The organism is Cupriavidus pampae, assembly GCF_914271485.1.
GTDB lineage: Bacteria > Pseudomonadota > Gammaproteobacteria > Burkholderiales > Burkholderiaceae > Cupriavidus > Cupriavidus pampae.
Genome location: NZ_CAJZAG010000014.1, coordinates 150,283 through 174,911, shown reverse-complemented (window position 1 = coordinate 174,911; position 24,629 = coordinate 150,283). Strand labels below are relative to the sequence as shown.

Sequence of the window (24,629 nt, the reverse complement as noted above, 5' to 3'; positions counted from 1 at the left end):
AAAATTTATCGAAAAGCACTGATCCACACATCTTTGGCATTCGTCAAAATGCCGCAACTTTCATACGAACGGCTATTGGAATATTTATTCGGAACGTATCGAGCGTTAAAGGGTTGCGGCCGTAACGGGACGCATGCAGACTGCCACCACGCTGAAACCAAGCACCAGCGCCGCGCTCAGGCCGATGCCCTCGCCGCGGCGACCTCAAGTCTGATGAAAGCGCGCCGTTAATCTTCGATAGGGGAAAATTCGACTGCATCTCGACGTTGCATCGGATGCTTCCTACCGTTACGGCTGCCGCCCTACTGGAGAGGGATTGCCATCCACGTTATGCCAACGGCGGCTTCAACCCCGTTGAGGGCAACGAAAAAAAGCCCAGCTTGATCGCTGGGCCTTGTCTTCTTGTTTGAACCGCCGCTACGCAGCCTTGCGCTGCTGCCCGTGTCGCCGTTCCGGCTTGCACTCGTACTTCGTTTCCTTGCGGCCGTCTTCGTAGCCGACCTCCAGCCGTACCGTAAAGCCCCATAGTCGCGTCACGTGACGAATGACCTCGTCAAAGTTCTGCGCCAGCGGGCGGCGTTCGTTCTGGATATGCCGCAGTGTCAGCGAGCGGTCGCCACCGACGTCCACGCCCGTTACCTGGATGTTGGGCTCCATGTTCGACAGGTCATACTGATTCGCCAGCAGCTGGCGAATCGTGCGATAGCCTTCGTCGTCATGGATCGCGGTAACGCGCAGCTTGCCCTCGCGGTCGTCGTCGAGTACCGAGAACAGTTTGAGTTCGCGGATCACGCGTGGGGACAGGAACTGCAGGATAAAGCTCTCGTCCTTGAAGTTGCGCATCGCGAAGTCCAGCGTCTCGCGCCAGTTGCTGCCGGCGATCTCGGGCGCCCAGCGGCGGTCTTCCTCGTCCGGGTTCTCGCACATGCGGCGCAGATCCTGGAAGATGTGGAAGCCCAGCGTGTACGGGTTCAGACCGCTGTAATACGGGCTGTGATACGGCGGCTGGTAGATAACGTTGGTATGCGCCTGCAGCAACTCCAGCATAAACGCATCGTTGACCAGCTTCTCCTCGTACAGCTGATGCAGGATCGTGTAGTGCCAGAACGTGGCCCAGCCTTCGTTCATCACCTTGGTCTGCCGCTGCGGATAGAAGTACTGCGCGATCTTGCGCACGATGCGCACGATCTCCCGCTGCCACGGCTGCAGCTTGGGCGCGTTCTTCTCGATGAAGTACAGCAGGTTCTCCTGCGGCTCCGGCGGGAATACGATCTCCGGTTCGAAGTTCTCATCCTCCTCGAGTCGCAGATGCGGATGCCGGTGTTTCGGCAGCGTGCGCCAGAGGTCGTTCACCTGCGTCTGCAGGTAGTTCTCGCGTTCGGCCTGGCGCGCGGCTTCCTCGGTGATCGACAGCTTCTTGGGCCGCTTGTAGCGATCCACACCATAGTTCTGCAACGCATGGCACGAGTCGAGCAGCACCTCGACTTCCTGCTCGCCGTAGCGCTGCTCGCACTCGGCCACGTAGTTCTTGGCGAACAGCAGGTAGTCGATGATCGCGTCCGCATTGGTCCACGCGCGGAACAGGTAATTGCCCTTGAAGAACGAGTTGTGCCCATAGCACGCATGCGCGATCGTCAGCGCCTGCATCGGCATCGTGTTCTCTTCCATCAGATACGCGATGCAGGGGTTCGAGTTGATCACGATCTCGTAAGCAAGCCCCATGTAGCCACGCTGGTAGCTGCGCTCGGACGAGAGGAAATGCTTGCCATAGGACCAGTGGTTGTAGCCGACCGGTAGCCCCGACGACGCATACGCGTCGAGCATCTGTTCAGCCGTGATGATCTCGATCTGGTTCGGATACGTGTCGAGCTGGAAGTCGCCGGCGATGCGGGCAATCTCGCGGTCGTAGCGTTGCACCAGTTCGAAGGTCCATTCGGAACCCGTGGAGAGGTAGGCCATATGCGTCCCCTGTAGCTATCGCGACGGCCAGGCCGCGCGCTTCTGGAAGAGATCGTGCAGCACCGGGTAGATCTCGTCGGCGCCGATGATCCGTTGCATCGCGAAGTGGTCGAACTGGCCCTTCACGGTCATGTACTCCTCCCAGAGGTTCTGCGGCTCCTCCGACGCCACCTCCACGTAGGCGTAATACTGGACCAGCGGCAGAATCGCCTCGCGCAGCAACCGGCCGCACAGTTCGGAGTCACCAGCCCAGTTGTCGCCGTCCGACGCCTGGGCGCAGTAGATATTCCACTGCCCCGGCGGATAGCGATCGTGGATCACCTCGACCATCAGCTTGAGCGCGCTCGACACCACGGTGCCGCCCGATTCGCGCGAATGGAAGAAGTCTTCCTCCTCCACTTCCTTCGCCACGGTATGGTGGCGAATGAACACGACGTCGATGCGCTCGTAGTTCCGTTTCAGGAACAGGTACAGCAGCATGAAGAAGCGCTTGGCCAGGTCCTTGCGGCTCTCGTCCATCGAACCGGACACGTCCATCAGGCAGAACATCACGGCCTGCGCCTGCGGGCGCTTCTTCAGCACGCGATTGTTGTAGCGCAGGTCCAGCTTCTCGATGAACGGCACGCGATCGACCTGCGCGCGCAGATGCTTCATCTTTTCCTGCAGCGCCAGCGCTTCCTCGGAGTAAGGGTCGCCCTTCTCGAGCAGCTCGGCGTATTCATGCTCGAGCTCGCGCAGGCGCTTCTGATAGGGGCTCGACAGCGCAATGCGGCGTCCCAGCGAACTGCGCATCGTGCGCAGGATCGACAGGTTGGACGGCGTGCCATCGATGGAGAAACCGGCGCGCACCTTGCGCACGTCGGCAATCTTGGCGAGGTGACGCTTGGCCAGATCCGGCAGCGCCATGTCCTCGAAGAAGAAATTCAGGAAGTCCTCGCGTGACAGCGTAAAGACAAACTCGTCCTCGCCCTCGCCGCTGTCACTCGCGCGCGAGCCGCCGCCACCGCTGCCCTGCTGCTGGCGATCGAAACTGTCACCGCGCACAAACTTCTTGTTGCCGGGGTGAATCCATTCCCGCCGGCCACCCTGACCGTGATGGAAGATCGGCTCGGAGATGTCCTTGACCGGAATCGACACCTGACCGCTTTGCTCGATGTCCATGATCTTGCGGCCGGACACCGCCTTCGCCACCGCTTGCCGAATCTGCTCCCGGTACCGCTTGATAAAGCGTTGCTGATTGACGGCGCTCTTGTTGCCGCCGTTCTCGCGCCTGTCGATGACCGTTGCCATAAGCCGCCTTTATGGAGACCGCCCGGGAAGGCATCTGGTTTTTTCAGAACTGCTTCGCTTCATTCCCGGGCGGTCTCGTGGAAGTGCAAGGTTCAAGCACAGTGGGTCAGGGGACTACGACGACTTCCTGACGCGCAGGTACCACTCCACCAGCAATCGCACCTGCTTCGGCGTATATCCCTTCTCCACCATGCGGTTGATGAAGTTTTCGTGCTTGTCCTGATCCTCACGCGACGACTTGGCGTTGAACGAGATCACGGGCAGCAGATCCTCCGTCGTGGAGAACATCCGCTTCTCGATCACCATCCGCAGCTTCTCGTAGCTGGTCCAGACCGGATTCTTGCCACCGTTGTTGGCCCGCGCGCGCAGCACGAAATTCACGATCTCGTTGCGGAAGTCCTTGGGGTTGGAAATCCCCGCGGGCTTCTCCACCTTCTCGAGCTCGTCGTTGAGCGCGTTGCGGTCCAGAATTTCGCCGGTGTTCGGATCGCGGTACTCCTGATCCTGAATCCAGAGGTCGGCAAACACCACGTAGCGATCGAAGATGTTCTGTCCGTACTCGGAATAGGACTCCAGATAGGCGGTCTGGATCTCCTTGCCGATGAACTCAACGAACGGTGTGGTCAGGTACTCCTTGATATACGACAGCAGCTTGGCTTCCTGCTCCGGCGGAAACTGCTCACGCTCGATCTGCTGTTCGAGCACATAGAGCAGATGCACCGGATTGGCCGCGACCTCGGTGTTGTCGAAGTTGAAGACCTTGGACAGTACCTTGAACGCGAAGCGTGTCGACAAGCCGTTCATGCCCTCGTCGATGCCCGCGTAGTCGCGATACTCCTGATACGACTTCGCCTTCGGATCCACGTCCTTGAGGCTCTCGCCATCGTAGACGCGCATCTTTGAGAAGACGTTCGAGTTCTCGGGCTCCTTGATCCGTGTGAGCACCGCGAACTGCGCCATCATCTTGAGCGTGTTCGGCGCGTTGGGCGCGGCAGACAGCGAGCTGCTGCGCAACAACTTGTCGTAGATCTTCACCTCGTCGGACACGCGCAGGCAGTACGGCACCTTGACGATATAGATCCGGTCGAGGAATGCCTCGTTGTTCTTGTCGGCCTTGAAACTCTGCCACTCGGCTTCGTTCGAGTGCGCCAGGATGACGCCGTCGAACGGAATCGCGCCGAAGCCTTCCGTGCCCTTGTAGTTGCCTTCCTGCGTCGCGGTCAGCAGCGGGTGCAGGACCTTGATTGGCGCCTTGAACATTTCGACGAACTCGAGAAGGCCACGGTTGGCCAGGCAAAGTCCGCCGGAATAGGAATAAGCATCCGGGTCGTCCTGCGGGAAGTCCTCCAGCTTGCGAATGTCAACCTTGCCGACCAGCGAGGAGATATCCTGGTTGTTTTCATCGCCAGGCTCCGTTTTCGCGATCGCGATCTGGGCCAGCACCGAGGGACGCAGCTTCACCACACGGAACTTCGTGATGTCGCCGTTGAACTCGTGCAGCCGCTTGACCGCCCATGGCGAAGGAATGGTATTCAGGTAGCGCACCGGAATACCGTAGTCCTCCTCCAGAATCTTGCCGTCCTCCTCGGGCGCAAACAGCCCGAGCGGCGATTCATGAATGGGCGAGCCCTTGAGGGCGTAGATGGGTACCTCCTCCATCAGCGCCTTGAGCTTTTCCGCGAGCGACGACTTGCCGCCTCCGGGAGGCCCCAGCAGATAGAGGATTTGCTTGCGTTCTTCGAGGCCCTGCGCCGCGTGCTTGAAGAAGGAGACGATCTGTTCGATCGTGTCTTCCATCCCATAGAAATCGCGGAACGCCGGATAGACCCGGATGACCTTGTTGAAGAACAGTCTGGACAACCGAGGATCGTGGTGCGTGTCCACGAGTTCGGGCTGTCCAATTGCGGTGAGCATGCGTTCGGCAGCAGTCGCGTAGGCAGAGGGATCTTTCTTACAGATCTCCAGATACTCCTGGATCGTGTATTCCTCTTCCTTGCGTGCTTCGAACCGCGTGGCGTAGTGGCCAAAAATGTCCATACCTCACTCCCGTCAGAGTCCCCACGTCCGAGGCGAAGGCTGTTCTACTTCCCAGTGACCTCGCGGCAACGCTGACTCCATCACCCCGGCTTGACGGACTTGCCATGTTGCGAAGTCTTTACTTCATCATAGTCAATAACGGCAGAGTTGAGATCGGAGTTGACGCATGCATCATGAGGAAACGTTGCCTTACTTACGTTCCAATCACGCTGCATCCATCGATGTCGAACGGTGCTCAACGATGTCATAAACATCGAAGGAACCTGACACTCACGATCCTGACTCGCACGCGACGGGCCATCGACCATGCTTGTGACACACCTTACACCTTTCCGGTACAACATGCATATCCGGGAAGGCTAACGGTTTGTAACGCCTGCGTGAAAAACGTTCCCTACCTACAGCGTTTGTCAGCCATTTACCTACACCCATACGCACCATCTGGTTGATCGATCTCAAGCGAATGGTTGATCCTTGTGCGTGACGTCGCTGTTTGCTTATTTGCACGATGCATCGCGCACCGTGCGGGTGCGTAGATGACCTGCGGCACAATCACGCATGCCATCGAGCAGATTGCGTGCCACGAGGGTGTGCACCGCAACAATCGACACTCGGGACATATCGATATCCACCATGCATTACGACCTGACTGACCTGCGGCTATTTCTGAACGTTGGCGAGACCGAAAACCTCACGCGCGCGGCCGAGCGCAGCTTTCTCTCGCTGCCCGCCGCGAGCACCCGTATCAAACAACTCGAGGAAAGCTTTCAGACGCAGTTGCTGATCCGCCAGGTCAAGGGCGTGAGGCTGACGCCCGCGGGCGATGAACTGTTGCGCCACGCGCGCGAGGTGTTCAGACAACTTGAATGCCTGCACTCGGACCTGAGGCCCTATGCCAAAGGCGTGAAGGGGCGCGTGCGGCTGCTGGCCAATACCACCGCGACCAATTCGTTCCTCGCCACGGCGTTGTCGCGCTTTCTATCGGAAAACCCCGATGTGGATATCGAACTCGAAGAACACCTGTCGGCGGAGATCGTGTCGGCGGTGAGCGCCGGCGCGGCGGACCTCGGCATCGTCGCCGGCGAGGTAGCCACCGCGGACCTCGATGCGATGCAGCTTTGCAATGATGAACTGATCGTGATCGCGCCCGTCAATCACCCGTTGCCGGCGTTCAAGCGGCTGCACTTCGTCGATCTGCTCGACACCTGCCGCTTCGTGGGGCTCAATCAGTCCTCGGCGATCCAGAGCTTTCTGGATCGCATCGCAAGCGGCATGGGCAAGCGCATCAGCCTGCGCATCCAGGTGGGGAGCTTCGACGCGGTGTGCCGCATGGTAGAGGCGGGGGCGGGCATCGCGATCGTGCCCAACAGTTGCGCGCGCCGTTATGCGAGCCGCAAGGTACTGCGGTTCATCCAGCTCGAGGATGCCTGGGCGCGGCGCGAACTGCGCCTGTGCCGCCGTCCGGGCCGTGAGCTGCCGCAATTTGCGGAGACGCTGGTGAAATATCTGGTGGAAGCGGCCCGCGAGCCGGTGTGAATCTGCGGCCTGGATCGTTCCCCTCCCCCTTGAGGGCCCTTGAGGGAGAGGGGAACACCGGGCAGTGCGGACCCTCAGTCCGCCTTGACCCCAGCGGCCTTGATGATCGGCGACCATTTGTCGATCTCCGACGCCAGCCACGTGCGCAAACCCTCGGGGGTCTGCTTGTCCTCGGGCACGATCACCGCGCCCAGGTCCTGCATGCGCGCAACCACGGCGGGGTCTTTCAGCGCGGCCTTGAGCGCGCCGTCGAGCTTGTCGATGACCGCGGGCGGCGTGCCCTTCGGCGCATAGATGCCGTGCCAAACCTTGACCTCGAAGTCCTTGAGGCCACCTTCACGCAACGTCGGCGTGTTGGGCAGCGCGGCGATGCGCGCGGCGGTGGTCACGCCGTACAGCTTCACCTTCTCCGCCTTGATGTGCGGCAGCGTCTGCGTGGTCTGATCGCACAGCACATCCACCTGCCCGCCCAGCAGCGCGGTCATCGCCGGCGCGGTGCCCTGATAGGGGATGGTCTGCAGGTCCACGCCGATCGCTTTCTGGAACAGCATGCCGCACAGCTGCGATACCGCGCCCAGACCCGCGTTGGCGAGATTCACCTTGCTCTGGTTCTTCTGGATGTAGCTGACCAGCTCCGGCAACGTGTTGGCGGGCAGGTCATGCCGGCCCAGCAGCGTCATCGGCACGTCCGCCACCTGGCCGACAAACGAGAAATCCGTCAGCGGCTTGTACGGCAGCTTGGAGTACAACGCCGGCGCGGTGGCCATGCCGTTATGGTGGATCAGGATGGTGTAGCCATCGGGCGCGGCCTTGGCCACATATGCGGCCGACACCGTACCACCGGCACCTAGCCGGTTTTCCACCACGACACTCTGCCCCAGAGACTTCGACATGGCGGCGGCGACCGAGCGCGCCACGACGTCGGTAGGACCACCCGCCGCAAACGGCACCACCATCGCGATCGGCCGCGACGGGTATGGGTCGGCGGCATGGCTCGTGCCGGGCACGGCGAGAGCCGTGGCACCAACGAGCGCGAAGGTAGTGATGGCGGTGGCGACGGCGGCGCGCGGTTCGGTCATAAAGTCTCCTAATGGTTGTTATCGCTTAGCGAGCGAGCGTGAAAGGATTCGCGGAGACGCGCAATTCCGATTTGCCGAAGGGTGCACACGCCGCCGTGGAAACCTAGGGTTGTCCCCGGGGTGGCCCCCTCGGGTGGGCTCCATACGGGGTCTCCCTAAGCGCCTCGCTAAGTCGTGCTTTGGCAAATGCGAATGTCCGTCGCGGCAGGGCTCCGGAATAATGGCCACACGCTTTTCCACCCATCACTTCACCGATTACATCGACATGCTCGCCGAACAGGACCAAGACCAGATCTACCCGGAAATCCGCGAAGCCGTGCGCGACCTCTGCAAGGGGTTCGACTCCGCCTACTGGCAGCGCGTCGAGGAACACAGTGCGTTTCCCGAAGAATTCGTGCAGGCCCTGACCCAGGCCGGCTGGCTGTCCGCGCTGATCCCGGAAAGCTACGGCGGCTCCGGCCTGCCGCTCACGGCGGCTTCGGTGATCATGGAAGAGATCAACCGCACCGGCGGTAACTCGGGCGCCTGCCATGGCCAGATGTACGTGATGGGCTGCCTGCTGCGCCACGGCTCCGAAGAGCAGAAGGCGCGCTGGCTGCCGGGCATCGCCTCGGGCGAGCTGCGCATGCAGTCGATGGCCGTGACCGAGCCGACCACCGGCACCGACACCACCAAGCTCAAGACCACCGCGGTGCGCAAGGGCGACCGCTACGTCGTCAACGGACAGAAGGTATGGATCTCGCGGGTCCAGCATTCGGACCTGATGCTGCTGCTCGCGCGCACCACGCCACTCGATCAGGTCAAGCGCAAGTCCGAAGGGCTGTCCGTGTTCGTGGTGGACCTGCGCGATGCGATCGGCAACGGCCTGACCGTTCAGCCGATCCGCAATATGGTCAATCATGAGACCAACGAACTGTTCTTCGACAACCTGGAAATTCCGGCCGAGAACCTGATTGGCGAGGAAGGCCGCGGCCTCAAGTACATCCTCGACGGCCTCAATGCCGAGCGCATCCTGATTGCGGCCGAATGCATTGGCGACGGCTACTGGTTCGTCGAGCGTGCCAGCAGCTATGCGCGCGAACGCATCGTGTTCGACCGGCCCATCGGCCAGAACCAGGGCGTGCAGTTCCCGATCGCCCGCTCGTTCGTCAATGTCGAGGCGGCGAGCCTGATGCGTTATCGCGCCGCGCAGCTATTCGACGCCGGCAAGGCATGCGGCAAGGAAGCCAACATGGCCAAGCTGCTCGCCGCCGACGCGTCGTGGGAAGCGGCCAACGTCTGCCTGCAGACGCACGGAGGCTTCGGCTTTGCCGCCGAATACGACATCGAACGCAAGTTCCGCGAGACGCGCCTGTATCAGGTGGCGCCGATCTCGACCAACCTGATCCTGTCCTACGTGGCCGAACACGTGCTCGAGCTGCCGCGCTCGTTCTGAGGAGATACCGCCATGACCCTGTCCTCCAGCGAGGCCACCTACCCCACGCGCCAGCTCTGCGAATTCCTGGCGAACCTGAAGCTGTCCGATGTGCCGACGCCCGTGCTCGATCGCACCAAGGACCTGTATCTCGACTGGATCGCGTCGGCCATTGCAGGCAAGGACGCACCCGCCATCCGCCGGCTGCAGGAGTTCGCGGGCGCGATGGGACCGTCGACCGGTGATGCCGAAGTCCTCGTCGACCGTCGCCGCACCTCGCCGTACTTCGCCGCGCTGATCAATGGCGCCTCGTCTCACGTGGTCGAACAGGACGATGTGCACAACGGCTCAGTGCTGCATCCGGCCGCGGTGGTGTTTCCCGCAGTGCTCGCGGCCGCGCAGGCCGAGGGCCGCAGTGGCGCGGATGTGCTGCTCGCCTCGATCGCGGGCTACGAGGCCGGCATTCGCATCGGAGAATTCATGGGGCGCTCGCACTACCGGGTGTTCCACACCACCGGCACCGTCGGCACGCTCGCCGCCGCCGCCGCGGTCGCAAAGCTGTTCGGGCTCGATGCCGAAGGCATCAACCAGGCGCTCGGTACCGCGGGTACCCAGGCGGCGGGGTTATGGGAGTTCCTGCGCGACGCGGCCGACTCCAAGCAATTACATACGGCCAAGGCCGCCGCCGACGGCCTGCAATCCGCGTGGCTCGCGCGCGCGGGTTTCACGGGCGCCAAGCGTATTCTGGAAGGCGCGCAGGGTCTCGCGGCCGGCATGTCGAGCGACGCCAACCCAGCGGCGCTGACCGACGGACTCGGCACGCGCTGGGCCACGGCCGAGACCTCGTTCAAATATTTTGCATCGTGCCGTCATACCCATCCGGCCGCCGATGCGCTGGCCGCGCTGGTACGCCGCGACGGCATTACCGCCGAGCAGATCGCGGGCGTGACCGCGCACGTGCATCAGGGCGCGATCGACGTGCTGGGTCCGGTGGTCAATCCCACCACGATCCATCAGGCCAAGTTCTCGATGGGCACGGTGCTGGGACTCGTGGCCGTGCATGCGCATGCCGGCCTCGGCGAGTTCGAGACGCAGGCCCTGCAGGACGCGCGCGTGGCATCGTTCCGCGACAAGGTGGAGATGGTGCTCGACGAGGAGATCAACGCGGCATATCCGCGCCAGTGGATCGGTCGCGTGACCGTGCGCACGACCGATGGCCGCACGCTCGAGGCGCGCGTGGACGTGCCCAAGGGCGACCCAGATAACACGCTGTCGCGACCGGAGCTCGAGGCCAAGGCGATTCAGCTCGGCGCGTTCCGTCACGGAGCGAGCGAGGCCGAGATGCGCGCGATCATCGCGCGCACATGGCGCCTGGATAGCGAGGCCAACGTTCGCGACTGGCTGCCCCCCGCGCGCTGATATTTTTCAATCATGACCATGACTGACGACAAGACCCTGTCCCCCCTGTCCCCCCTATCCCACCTGCGCGAATGGATTGGCCGCAGCGAGTCGCGCACCGAGACGCTTGCGCCCGAGCCAGTGCTTTCGCTGGCCGCCGCGTTCGACCTCGATGGCGAGGCATTGGCTGCGGGACCGCTGCCACCGCTGTGGCACTGGCTCTATTTCCTGCCGCGCGCGCCGCAGTCAACGCTCGGCCCGGACGGCCATACGCGGCTGGGCGGCTTTCTGCCGCCGGTGCCGCTGCCTCGCCGCATGTGGGCGGGCAGCGAGATCGCGTTTCACACGCCGTTGCGCGTCGGCGATACCGTCACGCGCACGTCAACAATTCGTGATGTCACGCACAAGAGCGGGCGGACGGGCGAGTTGTATTTCGTGACGGTCGATCACGCGCTGACCGTCAACGGCAAGACCGCAATCGACGAGCGTCACGACATCGTCTACCGTGCTGCGGCCGAGCCCGGCCTGCCGATGCCACCGCGGCCGCGCCTGGCGCAACGCGCGCACTGGCAACGCACGGTGCATGCGGACCCGGTGCTGCTGTTCCGCTATTCCGCGCTGACGTTCAACGGCCACCGGATTCACTACGACCTCGAGTACGTACGCGATGTGGAGGGTTATCCGGGACTGATCGTGCATGGCCCGTTGCAGGCCACGTTGATGCTCGAACTGCTGCGTCACGAACAGCCCGATGCACGCGTGAAGACCTTCGGCTTTCGCGGGCTGGCTCCGCTGTTCCATATCGACACGGTCACCGTCGGTGCCACGCCCGATCCGGAGACGCCGGGACGCGTGTTGCTGTGGACCGGCGATGACGCCGGTGGTCAGGCCATGCAGGGATGGGCGACGCTGGGGTAGCGAGGCAAGCGGCGGGAAGGGGCGCTCTTACCCGCCACACCCCGCTGGCTTGAAAACGCGCTCGGTCGACGCGGGCGACCGAGCCAGTTTTTCCGCCGGCCGTCGTGGCCGCGCCACGAGCTCGCCGCCGCAGTTCGGGCAGCGACCGGCGAGCTTGTTCGTCGCGCAGTCCACGCAGAACGTGCATTCGAACGAGCAGATGCGCGCATCGGCGCTGTCAGGGGGCAAATCCTTGTCGCAGCATTCGCAGCCGGGCCGAAGTTGGAGCATGCGCGCCTCCTTTGCTAACAGATCACCAGATCATCAGATCACGAGTTCGATCAGGAACGGGCCCTTGCGCTGATTGGCCATGCGGAACAGGTCGTTGAACGTGTCCATGTCCGTCGCGCGTGCGCCCTCCACGCCCATGCCATTGGCCAGCTTGACCCAGTCGAGATCGGGGTTGCCGATATCGAGCATGTCGAGCGCGGTCTTGCCGGGGTTGGCACCCACACCAGCCAGCTCGCCGAGCAGGATCGCGTATTTGCGGTTGGCCAGCAGCACGATCGTCACATCGAGCTTCTCGCGCGCCATGGTCCACAGCGATTGCAGCGTGTACATGCCCGAACCATCGGCCTGCAGCGACACCACGCGGCGGCCCGGCGCGGCAATGGCGGCGCCCGTCGCGAGCGGCAGCCCTTCGCCGATCGCGCCACCGGTCAATTGCAGCCAGTCGTGCGGCGCGGCGTGGACCGTGCCCGGATAGAACGCGCGGCCAAAGCTCACGCTTTCCTCGACCACCACGGCTTGTTCGGGCAGCAGCGCCGACAGCGACTGGGCCACGGCTTCGGACGTGATCGCCCCCGAAGCGGGCGTCAGCGTCAGCGATGCCGTCGCGGGCAGTTCGGCCCCACGCGCGCCGACTTCATCGGCCAACCGCGCGAGCGCATCGCCAAGATCCTGCTCCGGACGTGCGAGCACATGGATCGTCGCATCCTCCGGATAGGGACGCGGTGACTTGCCCGGGTACGCGAAGAATGTCACGGGCGGCGGCGCCCCCACGAGCACCACATGGCGAATGCCCGCAAGCTTGCCGCGCGCGATATCGCCCGAATACGGAATGCGATCGACCGCGAGACGGCCGCGGCCGCGCGTGACGCGCGCATTGGACATCGGCGTGATCAGCCGCGCATCGGTGGCGGCGGCAATGCGATGCGCGTTGGTCAGCGCGCCTTCCAGCAACGCGCTGCCGGCCAGCACGATCAGCGTCGGCTCGCCACTGCGCAGCACACGCGCGGCGTGCTGGATGGCATCGGGTGATACCTGAGGCACGGGCAAGGCGGGCAACGGCGCCGCAACTTGTCCGCCTTCGTCCCAACACACATCGGACGGCAGGATCAGGCTGGCCACGCCACCGGGCGCGCCCATGGCGGCCTGCACAGCGGCAGCCGCATCGGCGCCGACGGTCGCGGCCGTGGTCGCGGTACGGGTCCAGACGGAAACGGGACGCGCCCAGCCCTCGGTATCGGCCGTGAGCGGCGCGTCGAACGGACGGTGATAGGTCGCCTGGTCGCCGATGATATTGACGATCGGGGTCTGCGCGCGACGCGCGTTATGAAGATTGGCCAGACCGTTGGCGAGGCCCGGGCCGCAATGAAGCAGTGTGGCGGCGGGCTTGCCGGCCATGCGCGCATACCCATCGGCGGCGCCGGTCACCACCCCTTCAAACAGGCCGAGCACGCAGTGCATGCCGGGAATGCGATCAAGGGCCGCGACGAAATGCATCTCGCTCGTGCCCGGATTGGCAAAACAGGTGTCGACGCCGCTCGCGAGCAAGGTCTTGACGAGGCTCTCGGCCCCATTCATCGACTCGCGTTGTTCAGGGTCACGATGCGCACTCACGGTCTTTGGCTCCACTGCCTTTGTCTCCATTACGGTGGTCCGTTTCTGTCTGGGGGAGACACTCAGTGTAGCGGCATCGTCGAGCGGCGGGGACAGATGACAGCGAGCGCCGGCGCGAAGGCGCCGGCTTGCGTGCGATAGTCGGACTGTGGTCGAACTGAGATCGAACCGAGGTCGAACTCAGGCGGAACGCAGCTCCGCGCAGACCTGCGCACGAATCTCTTCGGCCACGGCCTGCTTGCGCCGCCAGGCAGAACGCTTCTTCGACGGAATGTCCGCAATGTCCCGCACGGGCTGCATCACCGGAATGGCCATGTTGCCGTCGGGCAGATCCACCGCGTGCGACTCGCGCCAGAAGGTTTCGTAGTCGGCCTGGATCTCGCGCGGCGTATTGCGCTGGCGACCCACGTGATTCGCGCGCGAGACCGCGACGATGCGACGCGCGCCGATATGGCCGGCCAGCGCGAGCAGCGCTTCCATCACCGCATCCTTCGGGCGCACGCCTTCGCACGCCTTGGTCGACATGCGGATGTACTCGCGGCTGGCCTCGCCCTTCGGGCCCTGCAGCCCGCCGATAAACACCGCCGGGCCGTCGTAGCCGTGCGTCAGGTAGAAGCTCAACTGCGCCAGGCAGGTATTAGTGGCGGTATCGTGCCAGTAGAACGCGAGTTCGCCTTCCTTCGGGTTCGGACCGGAGTCGCCCAGGCGCAGCGTGTAGCGGCCCTCGCCAAACGACCATGCCAGACCGCCGCCGAGGTAGACACGCTCGCACACGGCCAGCGGCAAGGTGGCATGCATCACGCCATAGTGATCGACCACGAGGCTCGCGCGCTCATGGAAGGTCATGCCGAACTCGCCGAGCGGGCGATACGGACGCTCGAGTATGCCGGGCCGCAGCGCGATCACGCGTTGCAGTAGCGCGCACGACCCGGCGGCACGCAACCAGGGCCGCACCGCGCCTTCGCGCAGCGCGGACATCGCCACCATGCGCGCGCGGCGCGTCCAGCACCGGCGGGTGCCCGCCGGATAGCAGGCAGCCGACAGCGTCATCATGGCGCCGAGAAATTTGAGATAGCGCAGCGGGCCGGCACTGAACGCGCCCCCGCGGGCTCCCGAGAGCCCTTGGTACAACATCGGAACGAAATCCTGCACGACTGACTGCTCCCCTGTGCTGTCCAGCCTTGTCACCGCCTGGCTTGTAATGATCCGTAACGGATTGAAAGATTCATGCGTTGACAGCTTGAAGGCAAATTTTTATGCCTTTTACTTCACTTTATGACGTAAGGGAAATATGCGTCAGCCCACATGACGAAACAGCTTGTAACTGCTGGGGACGCAGGCGGCTGATAAGCTGCAAGGGTGTCTGATCCATGGCAGGAGCCGACAATGCAGTCCTCTCAGACAGAATGGAGAACATGGCGATGCGCCGCATGGCTGACCGCGGGGTGCTGCCTGCTGACGCTCGCCACCCCAGCATTTGCCGATGCGCGCACACGCGCCACCGCGGAATGCCGCAAGGCAGTCCAGAAGCAGGGTCACGAAAACGCGAGATTCGAGACCATCAACGCGATGGAAGGCCGCACCAGCATGGCCGTGATCGGAGAGATCACAGACGGTGACAAGCGCTACGCGTTTCAATGCAACTTCGACAAGACGTTGAAGGTGACCGAGGTGCCAATGCGGGAGTTGCCGGCCACGCCGGCACAAAAGTAAGACCGCCGCGCTAACGCTCCCCCCTACAGCGCGTCCCCGCCGTTTCTCCCGTCAAGCCAGAATGCGTCATGCCCCGCACCTCACCCCGGGGGCACGCGCCGGCTGCCGCACTGCAGTCAGACCCATTCAGGAGCTTTTCCATGTTGATGCGTGACGTGATTCCCCAAGTGCTCAACCGCAGTACCGCCCTGCTTGATCAGGACGCGCTGGAAACCACCTCGCAGAAAACCTTTCACCATTCCATCGACATCTACCTCAAGGACTCCAATGCCTTCATGAACACCTACTTCGCACGGTACTTCGAGTGGCAGGGCATCTGCCGCGAGCGCTGGTTCCATGAATGCATCCACGGCAACCTGCTGGCCGCCGGTGGCGTGTTCGTGACCAAGCGCGCGCACCAGGAGTACGTCGAGGAAACCTTCCCGTTCCAACGCGTGGATTGCTACCTCAACACGTTCCAGGTGCGCCAGTGCTCCGCGTATTTGCTGTTCCGCTTCAGCGTCGAGGGTCGGCCGGTGTCACTGGGCTACCAGCAGATCGTGTTCGCGGATCGGGAGAAGCGCATCTCGCGCTTTCCGCGCGAGATCATCGAGCGCGTCAAGGAGTACGAACTGGTCCTGCCGCCGTTTGCGAACTGAAACGATCTGATATCGAGGTATCCAGGGAATTGAAGTGGCAGCAGTAAGCTGAAAGCGCGTGCCGCCGGAGCCGTCAGCCGGCGGTGCGTGTGCGCAGACGTTCGTCGGGACGATCCCCGAGCGGATGGAAGCGCGGCAGGCGCAGCGTGAAGGTGGTCTGCACACCGGGGCGCGACGCGCATTCGATGCGGCCGCCAAAGGCCTCCATCACGCGGCGGCAGAACGCCAGGCCGAGCCCGTTGCCGCGGCCATGCGCCTTGGTGGAGAAGAACGGCTCGAAAATGCGCGGCAGCACATCGGAGGGGATGCCAGGCCCCGAATCGCTGAAGCGTAGCAGGTAGTAATTACCCTCTATGCCACCCGCGATCTCGATCTCGCCGCTGCCATGCGTACGTATCGCATACAACCCGTTCTTGAGCAGGTTGAACAGTACGTAGACCAGCAGCGTATCCGATCCCACGAAGCGCCAGTCAGGATCGAAACCATGCACGCGCACGCGGTCGCGCTCTTCGGGCTGGAACGGATAACGCTCGATCGCCGACTCCACGCATGCGGCCACGCCATGCGGCGCGAACGTGCTGCGATCGAGCCGCTCGAGCGTCACGGAAGCCAGTGCCATGTCGATCACGGTGCTGGTGCCATCGACTTCGCGCGTAATGCCACCGATCAGCTGGCTCATGCGTTCGATCTGTCCGGGACGCATGCGGTCTTCCATCAGGCCATGCTCGACCGCGAGCCGGTAGCCCTGCAGCAAGCGGGGCCACGCCAGCGCGATCTCCTGCACCTGCATGCGGATGGTTGCCAGCGGCGTGCGCACTTCATGCGCGACCGTCGCCGCCAGCGAGTAGGGATGCATGAGGTCGTAGCGCACCACGCTCAGCGCGAGAATGCCGAGACTCATCGCGATAAAGATAGCGCCCGGCGGATAGAACGCGAGGCCGTAGTTCACGCCATAGTCGACCGCGGCCACCGAATAAAGCGCGAGCGCGAGCAGGCACAGATTGAAGCGACGCCGGCGCTCGGCCGTGGCGTTGGTGCGCGCCTTGATCAGCAGCCATGCACAGCGCGCGGCCAGCAACATGGTCTGCAGCACGTGCAGCGGATGCAATGGGCCCGCTTTCGGATACTCGCCAAAGAACAGCGTGTAGTAGCCCGATACGATCTGATGCGTGGTCAGCAGCAGCACCGACAGGATCAGGCTCACGCCGTACGACGCCAGCAGCGCCGGCCGTTCACTGCGGCACTCGGTCGCTTCGCAGATAAAGTGATAGAACGTAGTGGGCAGGAACAGGATAAACAGATAGCCCACGCGCGCGAGCAGCATTGCGACGTCGGGATGCTCGGACTGGAACAGGAATGCCCACGTGCCCTGCCAGGCGAACGTAGTGGCGCACAGCAGGAAGAACGAAGTCGATACGCGCGTGACGCCCTGGGTCACCAGCACATACAGGCCGTAACCAAGGAAGATCGACGAAACGAAGGCGGGCAGGATCGCGTACATGCATGGCCGCGCACCCAACAAGCGCGACGCCGAATGAGGTGAGCCGCAATGTTACGGTGCGATCGATATCGCCCGTACTAAATTCGGCGATATTCAGTCGTAATTAATGCTTAATTCGTCACGCATTGTGCCTGATGAGCGTCGCTTACGGCACTATTCCGATCACTATTCCGGTGCGTGCACAGACGCGCGGTCCGTGCGTCCCCACTTGAGTCGGGTCCGGAAAACAACAACGGGGCCGAAGCCCCGTTGTCTGCGATGCACCGTCCGCGCATCGACTTTGGCGAACAACGCTGTGGATTACCAGCGCGTATCGCGTTCCCATTCCTTCATCTCGTCTTCGACCTTTTCCTTGGTGTAGCCGTAGCGCTCCTGGATGCGGCCGGCCAGCTGGTCACGCTTGCCGTTGATGACCGTCATATCGTCGTCGGTCAGCTTGCCCCACTTTTCCTTGATCTTGCCCTTGGCCTGATCCCACTTGCCTTCCATCTGGTCCCAATTCATATCGGACTCCTTGCGTGTGTATGTGTAGGGTGTGTCGGAGGTGTCGCGGATTAGCGCGGATTAGCGTGCATACTTGGCCTTGACGTTGGCTTGGCACTTGTCCTTGGCATCGCCGCTCATGGCGTCGCACTTTTCCTTGTCAGCCTTGTAGGCGGCGTCGGCGGTGTCCTTGCGGGCATCGGCGCGCGCTTCGGCTACGTCGGTGCTGGTGCCGGTGGCGGCAGCCTTGGACACCTTCGCCGAGCCGAGGGCCTGTTCGTGAGCAGCCTTGGCTTCCTTCACGCACACGTCCTTGGCATTACCCGACTTGTCGTCGCACATTTCCTTCGACACGTCATAGTCGCGATCGGCCTTGGTCTTCATAGCTTTGGCGTGCGCCTTGTCGGTGCCGTCGCGGCTGGCTTCGGCGTTGGCCTTGGCCACGTCACGGTCGCGCTTGGCTTCCGCCTTGCAGACGTCCTTGGCGTTGTCCTTCAGGCCGTCGCACTTGGTGTTCGCCGCCTTGTAGTTGGCGTCGGCCGTCTTCACGGCGGCGTCGTAGTCGGCTTTCGAGCCGGCCTGCGCAAATGCGGCCGGAGCGGCCACCATCATCGAACACACTGCTGCCGCGCAGAGCAATTTCTTCATCGTCATGTCGTGCTCCTTCTCTAAGTGGATTTTTTATCCGGGCCACACGTCTTTGCGTCGTGGCCACACCGTAGTTGAAGGTTATGTTTTCGCACCGAGATGAAGCAGCGGCCCCCTTCCGAAATGTACGTAAGACAATTCCCACACTTACTTTTTTACTTTTCGACGCTATCGAGTCCCGTGTCCTTGACGATCGACTGCACGCCGGGCGCGGCCAGGTACTCGAGCAACGCGCGTGCTTCGGCGGGATGCGGCGCATTGACCGGAATGCCCGCCGCGAAGCGCGTCACCGATTGCACCGACTCCGGAATGCGTCCCGCGAACGACACGCCCGACACAGGCAGTAGTTCGCTTACCTGCTGGAAGCCGATTTCGTATTGCCCATCCGCGACCACCGTTGCCACTGGAATCTTCGGAATCTTGCTGGCCTTGCCCTGCATCTGCGCGGAGATACCGAGGCGCGTGAACAATTCCTTCTCGATGTACACGCCGCTCGCGCTATCGGAGTAGGCCACCGACTTGGCCTGCAGCAGCGTCTCGCGCAACGCGCGTTCGGTGCGAATATCCGGCACGGTCTGTCCCTGGCGCACCACCATGCCAATGCGCGAGTCGGCCAGTTCCACGCGCGATTGCGGATCGACCACGCCCTGGCGAATCAGCTCGTCGAGCGCGTAGCCCACCATGATCACCACATCGGCACTCTCGCCGCGCGCCAGCCGGTTGGGAATCGCCTCGTACGACTGGCCCATCGACGGCCCGAGTTCGGTCTCGAGCGTATTGCCGGTCTGCGCGCTGAACTGCGGACCCAGGATCTTGTAGGCCGCAGTGAATCCGCCCGAGCTCATCACGCGCAGCGTGGCGGCATCGACGGCCGCATCGGGCAGGAAGGCCGGCACGAAGGTAGCGGCGAGCAGCCATGCAGCGGCACGGAACTTGTACATAATGTCTCCTTCTTGTGCGGGCTTCTTGTATGGGAATTCGTATCGGGATGCCCAGTGGAATGCCACATGGGGCAAGGCACTGTAAGCCTCGTGCCGCACTCGCGTCCATATTTTTTGCGCACGCGTGGAATAATCTCCGAAGCCGCTCGTCTACCGTGCAGTGGAACCCGAAAGCCTTACCGGCTGACCGACATGAGCAAGGACTTTACCGATGATGAACTGCGCGAGGTGATCCCGCGACTGCGCCGTTTCGCGCTGTCGCTCACCCGCCAGGAGTCCAGTGCCGACGACCTCGTCCAGAGCTGCCTCGAGCGCGCGCTGACGCGTCGCGAGACGCGCCGCGACGAAGGCGATCTGCGCGCGTGGCTGTTCTCGATCCTCTACCGCGTGTTTCTCGATGGCCAGCGGCGCAATAAGCGATATACGGGCCTGCTCTCGCTTTTCGGCGTGGGCCAGGACGAGGACATGGCGCCCTCCACCGAAGACGTGGTGCTGGCGCGCTCGGCGCTCGATGGCTTTCATCGGCTGCCCGTCGATGCGCGTGCGCTGCTGCTGCTCGTGTCCGTCGAAGGCCTGAGTTATCAGGAAGCCGCGGACACGCTCGGCGTGCCCATCGGCACCGTAATGTCGCGCATCTCGCGCGCCCGCAAAGCGCTTCGCGACCTGACCGAAGGAAAGGTCGTCTCTCAACCGTCCCTGCAGGTGATGAAATGAATGCCCTGATCCCCACCGAACCCGAACTCCACGCCTATGTGGATGGCGAGCTCGACGAGACGCGGCGCAGCCAGATCGACGCCCTGCTCCCGAGTCATCCTGAAATCGCCAGCGAGATCGAGCAGATCCGCCTGGCCTCGCAGCATTTGCGCGCAAGCCTGGAGCCGCCGCCCGCCGACACACCGGCGCGGCTCGACCCGTTCCGCATTCGCCGCACGCTGCGCGATCGCACGCGCCAGCGCATGTCGATTGCCGCGTCCGTGATGATGGCGCTGGTGGTCGGCGGCTTCGGCGGCTGGCAGTCGCGCGAGTACTCCATGCGCCAGAACTATCTGCCGATGGCCGATGCGGTGCAGGCCTATCGCATGTTCGCGGTCAGCAATGCCAGCTATTCGCCCGGCAACCGCGATGCGCAGCCGGTAGTCAGCAACACGTCAGCCGATGTCGCGGACGATCGTATGGCGAATAACGATCCGATGGTCGATATCAAGACCAATGATCCGCGCGAATTGCAGGCCTGGCTCAACCATCATTTCGTGCAGCCCGAAACGCTGCCGGACTTCAGCGCCTATGGCTTCAAACCCGTGAGCGGCCGACTGATGTCCGCGCAGCAGGGCACCGCGGCGATGGTGCTGTATCGCAACGAGCAGGGACAGTCGATCGTGTTCTACGTCCGCCCGCCCGGCGACGTGCTGCACTTCGACAATGGCAATCGCAAGGACGGCAACCTGCTCGCGCAGTACTGGCGTCAGGGTCGCTACTTCTACGCGGTGGTCAGTCCCACCGACACGCCGGCCACGCGGCCCGTGCAACAGGCCGTGGAGCCGACGCGCAGCTAACAACGTCGGTCACACGCATGTCACTCGCCGAGCGCGGCGTCAATCATCGCGCCGGCGAGACCGATCAGCAGTGCCACGGCGGAGGCGATGAACCAGCGCACGGTGCGGCGATACTCGGGCACTTCATCGTCTTCGATCCGCAACGCGCGAAATAGCGAAACGATCTGGAGCGCCACGGCCACCAGCAGGCAGGCGGCGGCGAACACCGATATCGGGCTCCAGCGGCCCGAGCTTTCGAAGCCCCAGAAGCGCCAGAACGCGAGCGAGAAGCCCAGCAGTACGGTGATGGCGGTGATGATGCCCTGGCGGAAGCCGGACGGCACGCACGCGGGCGGCGGACATGCGGGGGCCGGGGGCGGTGGAGACACGGGACGCACGTCGGCGGGTTCGCTCATGGGACATGCCGCAGGATGGGATGGGTCGAGTATAGAAGCCGCACCCACCACTTCAACTTGTCGCTTCAACACACATCGTCAACGCCCGTCGAAGCGCCGCGCGATGCCGCGCGTGCGGAAGGCGTCGGTCACAAAGTCGATGAACACGCGCGTTCGGGCCGGCAGCAGTGTCTTGTTGGGGTAATAGAGCGCAATCGGTCCGTTGTCGGCGCACCACCCCGGCAATAATCGCTGCAACGCGCCGGATTCGAGCCACGGCGCGGCATGCGGCATCGGCAATAACGCAATGCCCAGCCCGCGCATGGCGGCATGCGCCATCGCCTCGGGATCGTCGAAAATGGCGCGCGTGCGGTGGACCACCGCCGCTTCCTCGCCCAGCGCACTGCGCAACGTCCATGCGCGCACGCGGCCGGTGGAAGCGTTGCGGCGCGCAATGCCATCCATCTCCGCGAGGTCGTCGGGGTGACGCGGCAGAGGCCGGTCTTTCATGTAGGCCGGCGAGGCGGTCACCACCACATGCGTGCGCGCGAGCTCGCGTGCCACCACGCCTTCGGTCAGCTCGATGCCACCGCCAATGGCCGCGTCAAAGCCGTCGCGAATCAGGTCCACCGCGCGGTTATCGAAGTGCCAGTCCGGCACGATCGCGGGGTACTGCGTCAGGAAGTCGTCGAGCAGCGGCACCAGGTATTCGCGTCCGAACGCGAGGCCCATGCTGACCTTGAGCACGCCGGTCGGGCTACCGGCATCCTGCGCCGCCCCGGCGAACGCATCGCGCAGCGTGGCGTAAGGGTCGGATACCTGCCGGAAGAACCGTTCTCCGCCCTGCGTGAGCGTCAGCCGGCGCGTGCTGCGCTGGAACAGCCGCAGCCCGAGGTGCGATTCCAGCCGCGCGACGTTCTTGCTGACCGCCGCAGGCGTCAGCCCAAGCCGGCGCGCGGCCGCCGAAAAGCTGCCGCTGTCGGCAGACTGCACAAACGATTCGAGGAGATTGAGCGCTTCCATGGGAAGCAGCTTATACCATTGGTTGAAGAAGTTTATGCGAATCAACCACTACCGGTAAGGTAATCCGCCGACCATACTCCGTTCACCTTCTACTGATTTCGAACTGGAGTTAAACATGAGCACGAACCTCAACACCTCGCTGGGCAACAACCTGACCGACAAGGTCGCTTTCGTCACCGGCGGCGCCCGCGGCATCGGCGCGGCCATCGTCCGTCGCCTGGCTAGCCAAGGTGCCGCGGTTGCCTTCACGTACCAACAATCGGCCGCTGGCGCCGAAGCACTGGCCGAAACCATCCGCGCCGAAGGTGGCCGCGCCAAGGCCTACAAGGCGGATGCTGCCGACCCGGCCGCGCTGGCCCACGCCATCGACGACGCCGCGCACACCTTTGGCAAGATCGACATTCTCGTGAACAACGCAGGCGTTCTGCGCCTCGGCCCGGTCGAAGAGTTCTCGCTCGAAGACTTCGACGTCACGCTGGCCGTGAACGTGCGCGCAGTGTTCGTCGCCGCCAAGGCCGCACTGCCGCACATGGGTCAAGGCGGTCGCATCATCAACATCGGCAGCACCAACGCCGACCGCATGCCGTTCGCCGGCGGCGCCGCTTACGCGATGAGCAAGTCCGCCCTCAAGGGCCTGGTCCAGGGCATGGCCCGCGACCTCGGTCCGAAGGGCATCACGGTGAACAACGTGCAACCGGGCCCGGTGGACACCGACATGAACCCCGAGCAAAGCGACTTCGCCACGTCGCTCCACGGCCTGATGGCCCTCCCCCGCCACGGCCGCCCAGAAGAAATCGCCGGCATGGTGGCATACCTCGCCAGCCCGGAAGCAGCATTCGTAACGGGTGCGAGCCTAAACATCGACGGCGGCTTCGCCGCGTAAGCCCGAGTCCTCAGTAGAAAACCTCCACGCGCAGCGATGCGTGTGGAGGTTTTGTTTTTTGGCCGGACCATCACAGTAGTGAAATTCGCGAGACGCCGATGGATGCTTGAAACCAAATCCTCCACGATCACGCGTTCAGAAGCTCGGCTACGACCATCATGACTCGCAAAACATCGATAGAACTGCTGCCACTCGCCGCCGACGCTATTGGTCCGCGGAGCGATGCCGACCTTCTCTTGTACGAGCTCATCATGGAAGGGCTGAACAGCGGCGAAGGAACCGAGTACGCGCTCGTGGACAAGTTCGCCACCGAGTTCCACGCGCGCTTGCGAAACCGCAAGCGCTGAGCCGAGGCATTGCGCTGAAAGCGATTCTTTCAGTAGAATTCTTTTCATCCCGCCCTTGGCAGTAAGCCGTCCCACCACATCCCGGACGCGCCGAACCCCTGGGCGTTTTCATTTCTGGCCGCGCTATCGACGTGGAGGTCCGATGCCAACCGCGATCTCTTTGACGGCGAATACTTTGCCAAACGCATCCGCGCCATCGAGCGACGCAACGCGTTGGATGCAATCAACACGATCAGCCGTGACGGCACGTTCTCGAAGAAACAAATCGCAGAACTCCGATGGTTGCCCGTCAGCGAGTCATCTAACATCACCCGCGGTTACTTGATGCCCCAAAGGCATCTCAAGAAAGGGCGCGTGAGCGCCCTTTCTGCTATCTGAGACCAGATGACGAAGATGTTTAACCCCCCACACCCAGGCGCGTTGATCAAGGATGTCATGACGCCCTTGAATATGACTGTGAGCATGGCCGCCGAGCAACTCGGCGTTTCGCGCGTGCAGTTGTCGCGCGTGATTAACGCGCGGGCGAGCATCAGCACAGAGATGGCTGTGCGACTCGAACAATGGATCGGTGGTCCCACTGCCGAGACATGGCTCGGTATGCAAATCGACCATGACCTCTGGCAACTGCGTCATTCGAAACAGATGCCGCGCGTTGCGAAAGCGAAGAAGTATGTCGAGAATCGAGTGAGGTAGGGAGAACTTGGCAGCCGTCCGCACATGTCGGCACATCAAGCTCGCCCAGATTACTACGCCGCTTATGCGACGCCATGGATAGAAAGAACTCTGTTAAACCGCAACTTGTCGCCAAGATCCGCCTCTCTGAACAAGAGGAAGAGAACGCGGCATTGGCTCGCGCGCATGCCCTCTTCGCTCGGCCCGACATGAGCGTTGAGGCTCTGAGGGCTAGGGCTGAAGAGCTACGCAAGTGGGAAGAAGAAACGGGCTTCAAAGGCGGCGCTTACGCTGGCGTTCTTCACTGAACCACTCACCAAATCGCAGCCATGAAAAAACCC

26 protein-coding genes are annotated in these 24,629 nt (G+C 63.0%); 13 read left to right on the top strand and 13 right to left on the bottom strand.

The window, feature by feature from the left end; genetic code table 11:
• Positions 1 to 231 (top strand): hypothetical protein (locus LDO41_RS30110; RefSeq protein WP_223994908.1); only part of this gene is annotated, 231 nt, incomplete at its 5' end.
• A 186-nt stretch (positions 232 to 417) separates the two neighbouring features.
• On the opposite strand, the gene LDO41_RS30105 is transcribed toward LDO41_RS30110, so the two are convergent.
• The 3 genes from LDO41_RS30105 to LDO41_RS30095 form a co-directional block, all read right to left on the bottom strand.
• Positions 418 to 1,959, bottom strand: a complete 1,542-nt coding sequence (locus LDO41_RS30105) for a SpoVR family protein (protein WP_223994905.1) — start codon at positions 1,957 to 1,959, stop codon at positions 418 to 420.
• A 15-nt stretch (positions 1,960 to 1,974) separates the two neighbouring features.
• Positions 1,975 to 3,249 (bottom strand): YeaH/YhbH family protein, encoded by a 1,275-nt coding sequence (locus LDO41_RS30100; protein WP_223994903.1) that lies wholly within the window; start codon positions 3,247 to 3,249, stop codon positions 1,975 to 1,977.
• Positions 3,250 to 3,363: 114 nt separating this feature from the next.
• On the bottom strand, positions 3,364 to 5,286 hold the full coding sequence (locus tag LDO41_RS30095; RefSeq protein WP_223994901.1) for a PrkA family serine protein kinase: 1,923 nt from the start codon (positions 5,284 to 5,286) through the stop codon (positions 3,364 to 3,366).
• Between the two features lie 633 nt (positions 5,287 to 5,919).
• On the opposite strand from LDO41_RS30095, the gene LDO41_RS30090 reads away from it, so the two are divergent.
• On the top strand, positions 5,920 to 6,822 hold the full coding sequence (locus tag LDO41_RS30090; protein ID WP_223994900.1) for a LysR substrate-binding domain-containing protein: 903 nt from the start codon (positions 5,920 to 5,922) through the stop codon (positions 6,820 to 6,822).
• Positions 6,823 to 6,896: 74 nt separating this feature from the next.
• On the opposite strand, the gene LDO41_RS30085 is transcribed toward LDO41_RS30090, so the two are convergent.
• Positions 6,897 to 7,901, bottom strand: a complete 1,005-nt coding sequence (locus tag LDO41_RS30085) for a tripartite tricarboxylate transporter substrate-binding protein (RefSeq protein WP_223994899.1) — start codon at positions 7,899 to 7,901, stop codon at positions 6,897 to 6,899.
• Between the two features lie 265 nt (positions 7,902 to 8,166).
• On the opposite strand from LDO41_RS30085, the gene LDO41_RS30080 reads away from it, so the two are divergent.
• From LDO41_RS30080 to LDO41_RS30070, 3 genes are read left to right on the top strand one after another with little or no spacing between them, the layout of a single operon-like run.
• The gene (locus LDO41_RS30080; RefSeq protein WP_223994939.1) at positions 8,167 to 9,336 is read left to right on the top strand and encodes an acyl-CoA dehydrogenase family protein; all 1,170 of its coding nucleotides are present in this window, start codon (positions 8,167 to 8,169) and stop codon (positions 9,334 to 9,336) included.
• A gap of 12 nt (positions 9,337 to 9,348) precedes the next feature.
• Positions 9,349 to 10,734: an MmgE/PrpD family protein gene (locus LDO41_RS30075; RefSeq protein ID WP_223994898.1), complete on the top strand. Its 1,386-nt coding sequence runs from the start codon at positions 9,349 to 9,351 to the stop codon at positions 10,732 to 10,734.
• A gap of 18 nt (positions 10,735 to 10,752) precedes the next feature.
• The gene (locus LDO41_RS30070; RefSeq protein ID WP_377745002.1) at positions 10,753 to 11,631 is read left to right on the top strand and encodes an FAS1-like dehydratase domain-containing protein; all 879 of its coding nucleotides are present in this window, start codon (positions 10,753 to 10,755) and stop codon (positions 11,629 to 11,631) included.
• 27 nt (positions 11,632 to 11,658) lie between these two features.
• On the opposite strand, the gene LDO41_RS30065 is transcribed toward LDO41_RS30070, so the two are convergent.
• From LDO41_RS30065 to LDO41_RS30055, 3 genes are all read right to left on the bottom strand, one after another.
• Positions 11,659 to 11,901 carry a DUF1272 domain-containing protein gene (locus LDO41_RS30065; protein WP_223994896.1) on the bottom strand — a complete coding sequence of 81 codons (243 nt, stop codon included), beginning with the start codon at positions 11,899 to 11,901 and terminating at the stop codon, positions 11,659 to 11,661.
• A gap of 33 nt (positions 11,902 to 11,934) precedes the next feature.
• The gene (locus LDO41_RS30060; protein ID WP_223994938.1) at positions 11,935 to 13,476 is read right to left on the bottom strand and encodes an acetolactate synthase large subunit; all 1,542 of its coding nucleotides are present in this window, start codon (positions 13,474 to 13,476) and stop codon (positions 11,935 to 11,937) included.
• A 216-nt stretch (positions 13,477 to 13,692) separates the two neighbouring features.
• Complete coding sequence (locus LDO41_RS30055) at positions 13,693 to 14,664, bottom strand: DUF535 family protein (protein ID WP_223994895.1); 972 nt, start codon at positions 14,662 to 14,664, stop codon at positions 13,693 to 13,695.
• 234 nt (positions 14,665 to 14,898) lie between these two features.
• On the opposite strand from LDO41_RS30055, the gene LDO41_RS30050 reads away from it, so the two are divergent.
• Positions 14,899 to 15,225 carry a hypothetical protein gene (locus LDO41_RS30050; RefSeq protein WP_223994894.1) on the top strand — a complete coding sequence of 109 codons (327 nt, stop codon included), beginning with the start codon at positions 14,899 to 14,901 and terminating at the stop codon, positions 15,223 to 15,225.
• Between the two features lie 140 nt (positions 15,226 to 15,365).
• On the top strand, positions 15,366 to 15,863 hold the full coding sequence (locus LDO41_RS30045) for an acyl-CoA thioesterase (protein WP_223994893.1): 498 nt from the start codon (positions 15,366 to 15,368) through the stop codon (positions 15,861 to 15,863).
• Between the two features lie 73 nt (positions 15,864 to 15,936).
• Here LDO41_RS30045 and LDO41_RS30040 read toward each other — a convergent pair whose 3' ends face one another.
• From LDO41_RS30040 to LDO41_RS30025, 4 genes are all read right to left on the bottom strand, one after another.
• Positions 15,937 to 17,364, bottom strand: coding sequence for a sensor histidine kinase (locus tag LDO41_RS30040; protein ID WP_223994892.1), 1,428 nt, complete (start codon positions 17,362 to 17,364; stop codon positions 15,937 to 15,939).
• A 300-nt stretch (positions 17,365 to 17,664) separates the two neighbouring features.
• The gene (locus LDO41_RS30035; protein WP_223994891.1) at positions 17,665 to 17,868 is read right to left on the bottom strand and encodes a CsbD family protein; all 204 of its coding nucleotides are present in this window, start codon (positions 17,866 to 17,868) and stop codon (positions 17,665 to 17,667) included.
• 60 nt (positions 17,869 to 17,928) lie between these two features.
• Positions 17,929 to 18,495: a hypothetical protein gene (locus tag LDO41_RS30030; RefSeq protein ID WP_223994937.1), complete on the bottom strand. Its 567-nt coding sequence runs from the start codon at positions 18,493 to 18,495 to the stop codon at positions 17,929 to 17,931.
• A 155-nt stretch (positions 18,496 to 18,650) separates the two neighbouring features.
• On the bottom strand, positions 18,651 to 19,436 hold the full coding sequence (locus tag LDO41_RS30025) for a substrate-binding domain-containing protein (protein ID WP_223994890.1): 786 nt from the start codon (positions 19,434 to 19,436) through the stop codon (positions 18,651 to 18,653).
• A gap of 192 nt (positions 19,437 to 19,628) precedes the next feature.
• On the opposite strand from LDO41_RS30025, the gene LDO41_RS30020 reads away from it, so the two are divergent.
• Positions 19,629 to 20,150: a sigma-70 family RNA polymerase sigma factor gene (locus tag LDO41_RS30020; RefSeq protein ID WP_223994889.1), complete on the top strand. Its 522-nt coding sequence runs from the start codon at positions 19,629 to 19,631 to the stop codon at positions 20,148 to 20,150.
• Positions 20,147 to 20,989: an anti-sigma factor family protein gene (locus LDO41_RS30015; RefSeq protein ID WP_223994888.1), complete on the top strand. Its 843-nt coding sequence runs from the start codon at positions 20,147 to 20,149 to the stop codon at positions 20,987 to 20,989. Before LDO41_RS30020 ends, LDO41_RS30015 begins: the two co-directional genes overlap by 4 nt.
• Positions 20,990 to 21,009: 20 nt before the next feature.
• Here the strand turns inward: LDO41_RS30015 and LDO41_RS30010 are convergent, their stop codons facing one another.
• Together LDO41_RS30010 and LDO41_RS30005 are read right to left on the bottom strand one after the other, a co-directional pair.
• Entirely contained in the window at positions 21,010 to 21,384 is a 375-nt protein-coding gene (locus tag LDO41_RS30010) for a hypothetical protein (protein ID WP_223994886.1), read from the bottom strand.
• 78 nt (positions 21,385 to 21,462) lie between these two features.
• Positions 21,463 to 22,386, bottom strand: a complete 924-nt coding sequence (locus tag LDO41_RS30005) for a LysR family transcriptional regulator (protein ID WP_223994884.1) — start codon at positions 22,384 to 22,386, stop codon at positions 21,463 to 21,465.
• 115 nt (positions 22,387 to 22,501) lie between these two features.
• Here LDO41_RS30005 and LDO41_RS30000 point away from each other — a divergent pair, with 115 nt between their 5' ends.
• The 4 genes from LDO41_RS30000 (at position 22,502) to LDO41_RS29985 (ending at position 24,596) form a co-directional block, all read left to right on the top strand.
• A complete protein-coding gene (locus LDO41_RS30000; protein ID WP_223994881.1) occupies positions 22,502 to 23,269 on the top strand; it encodes an SDR family oxidoreductase in 768 nt (255 codons plus the stop codon).
• A gap of 158 nt (positions 23,270 to 23,427) precedes the next feature.
• Positions 23,428 to 23,616 (top strand): hypothetical protein, encoded by a 189-nt coding sequence (locus tag LDO41_RS29995; protein WP_223994880.1) that lies wholly within the window; start codon positions 23,428 to 23,430, stop codon positions 23,614 to 23,616.
• Positions 23,617 to 24,000: 384 nt separating this feature from the next.
• Positions 24,001 to 24,309 carry a HigA family addiction module antitoxin gene (locus LDO41_RS29990; protein WP_223994878.1) on the top strand — a complete coding sequence of 103 codons (309 nt, stop codon included), beginning with the start codon at positions 24,001 to 24,003 and terminating at the stop codon, positions 24,307 to 24,309.
• 74 nt (positions 24,310 to 24,383) lie between these two features.
• Positions 24,384 to 24,596, top strand: a complete 213-nt coding sequence (locus tag LDO41_RS29985; protein ID WP_223994876.1) for a hypothetical protein — start codon at positions 24,384 to 24,386, stop codon at positions 24,594 to 24,596.
• Positions 24,597 to 24,629 lie beyond the last annotated feature (33 nt).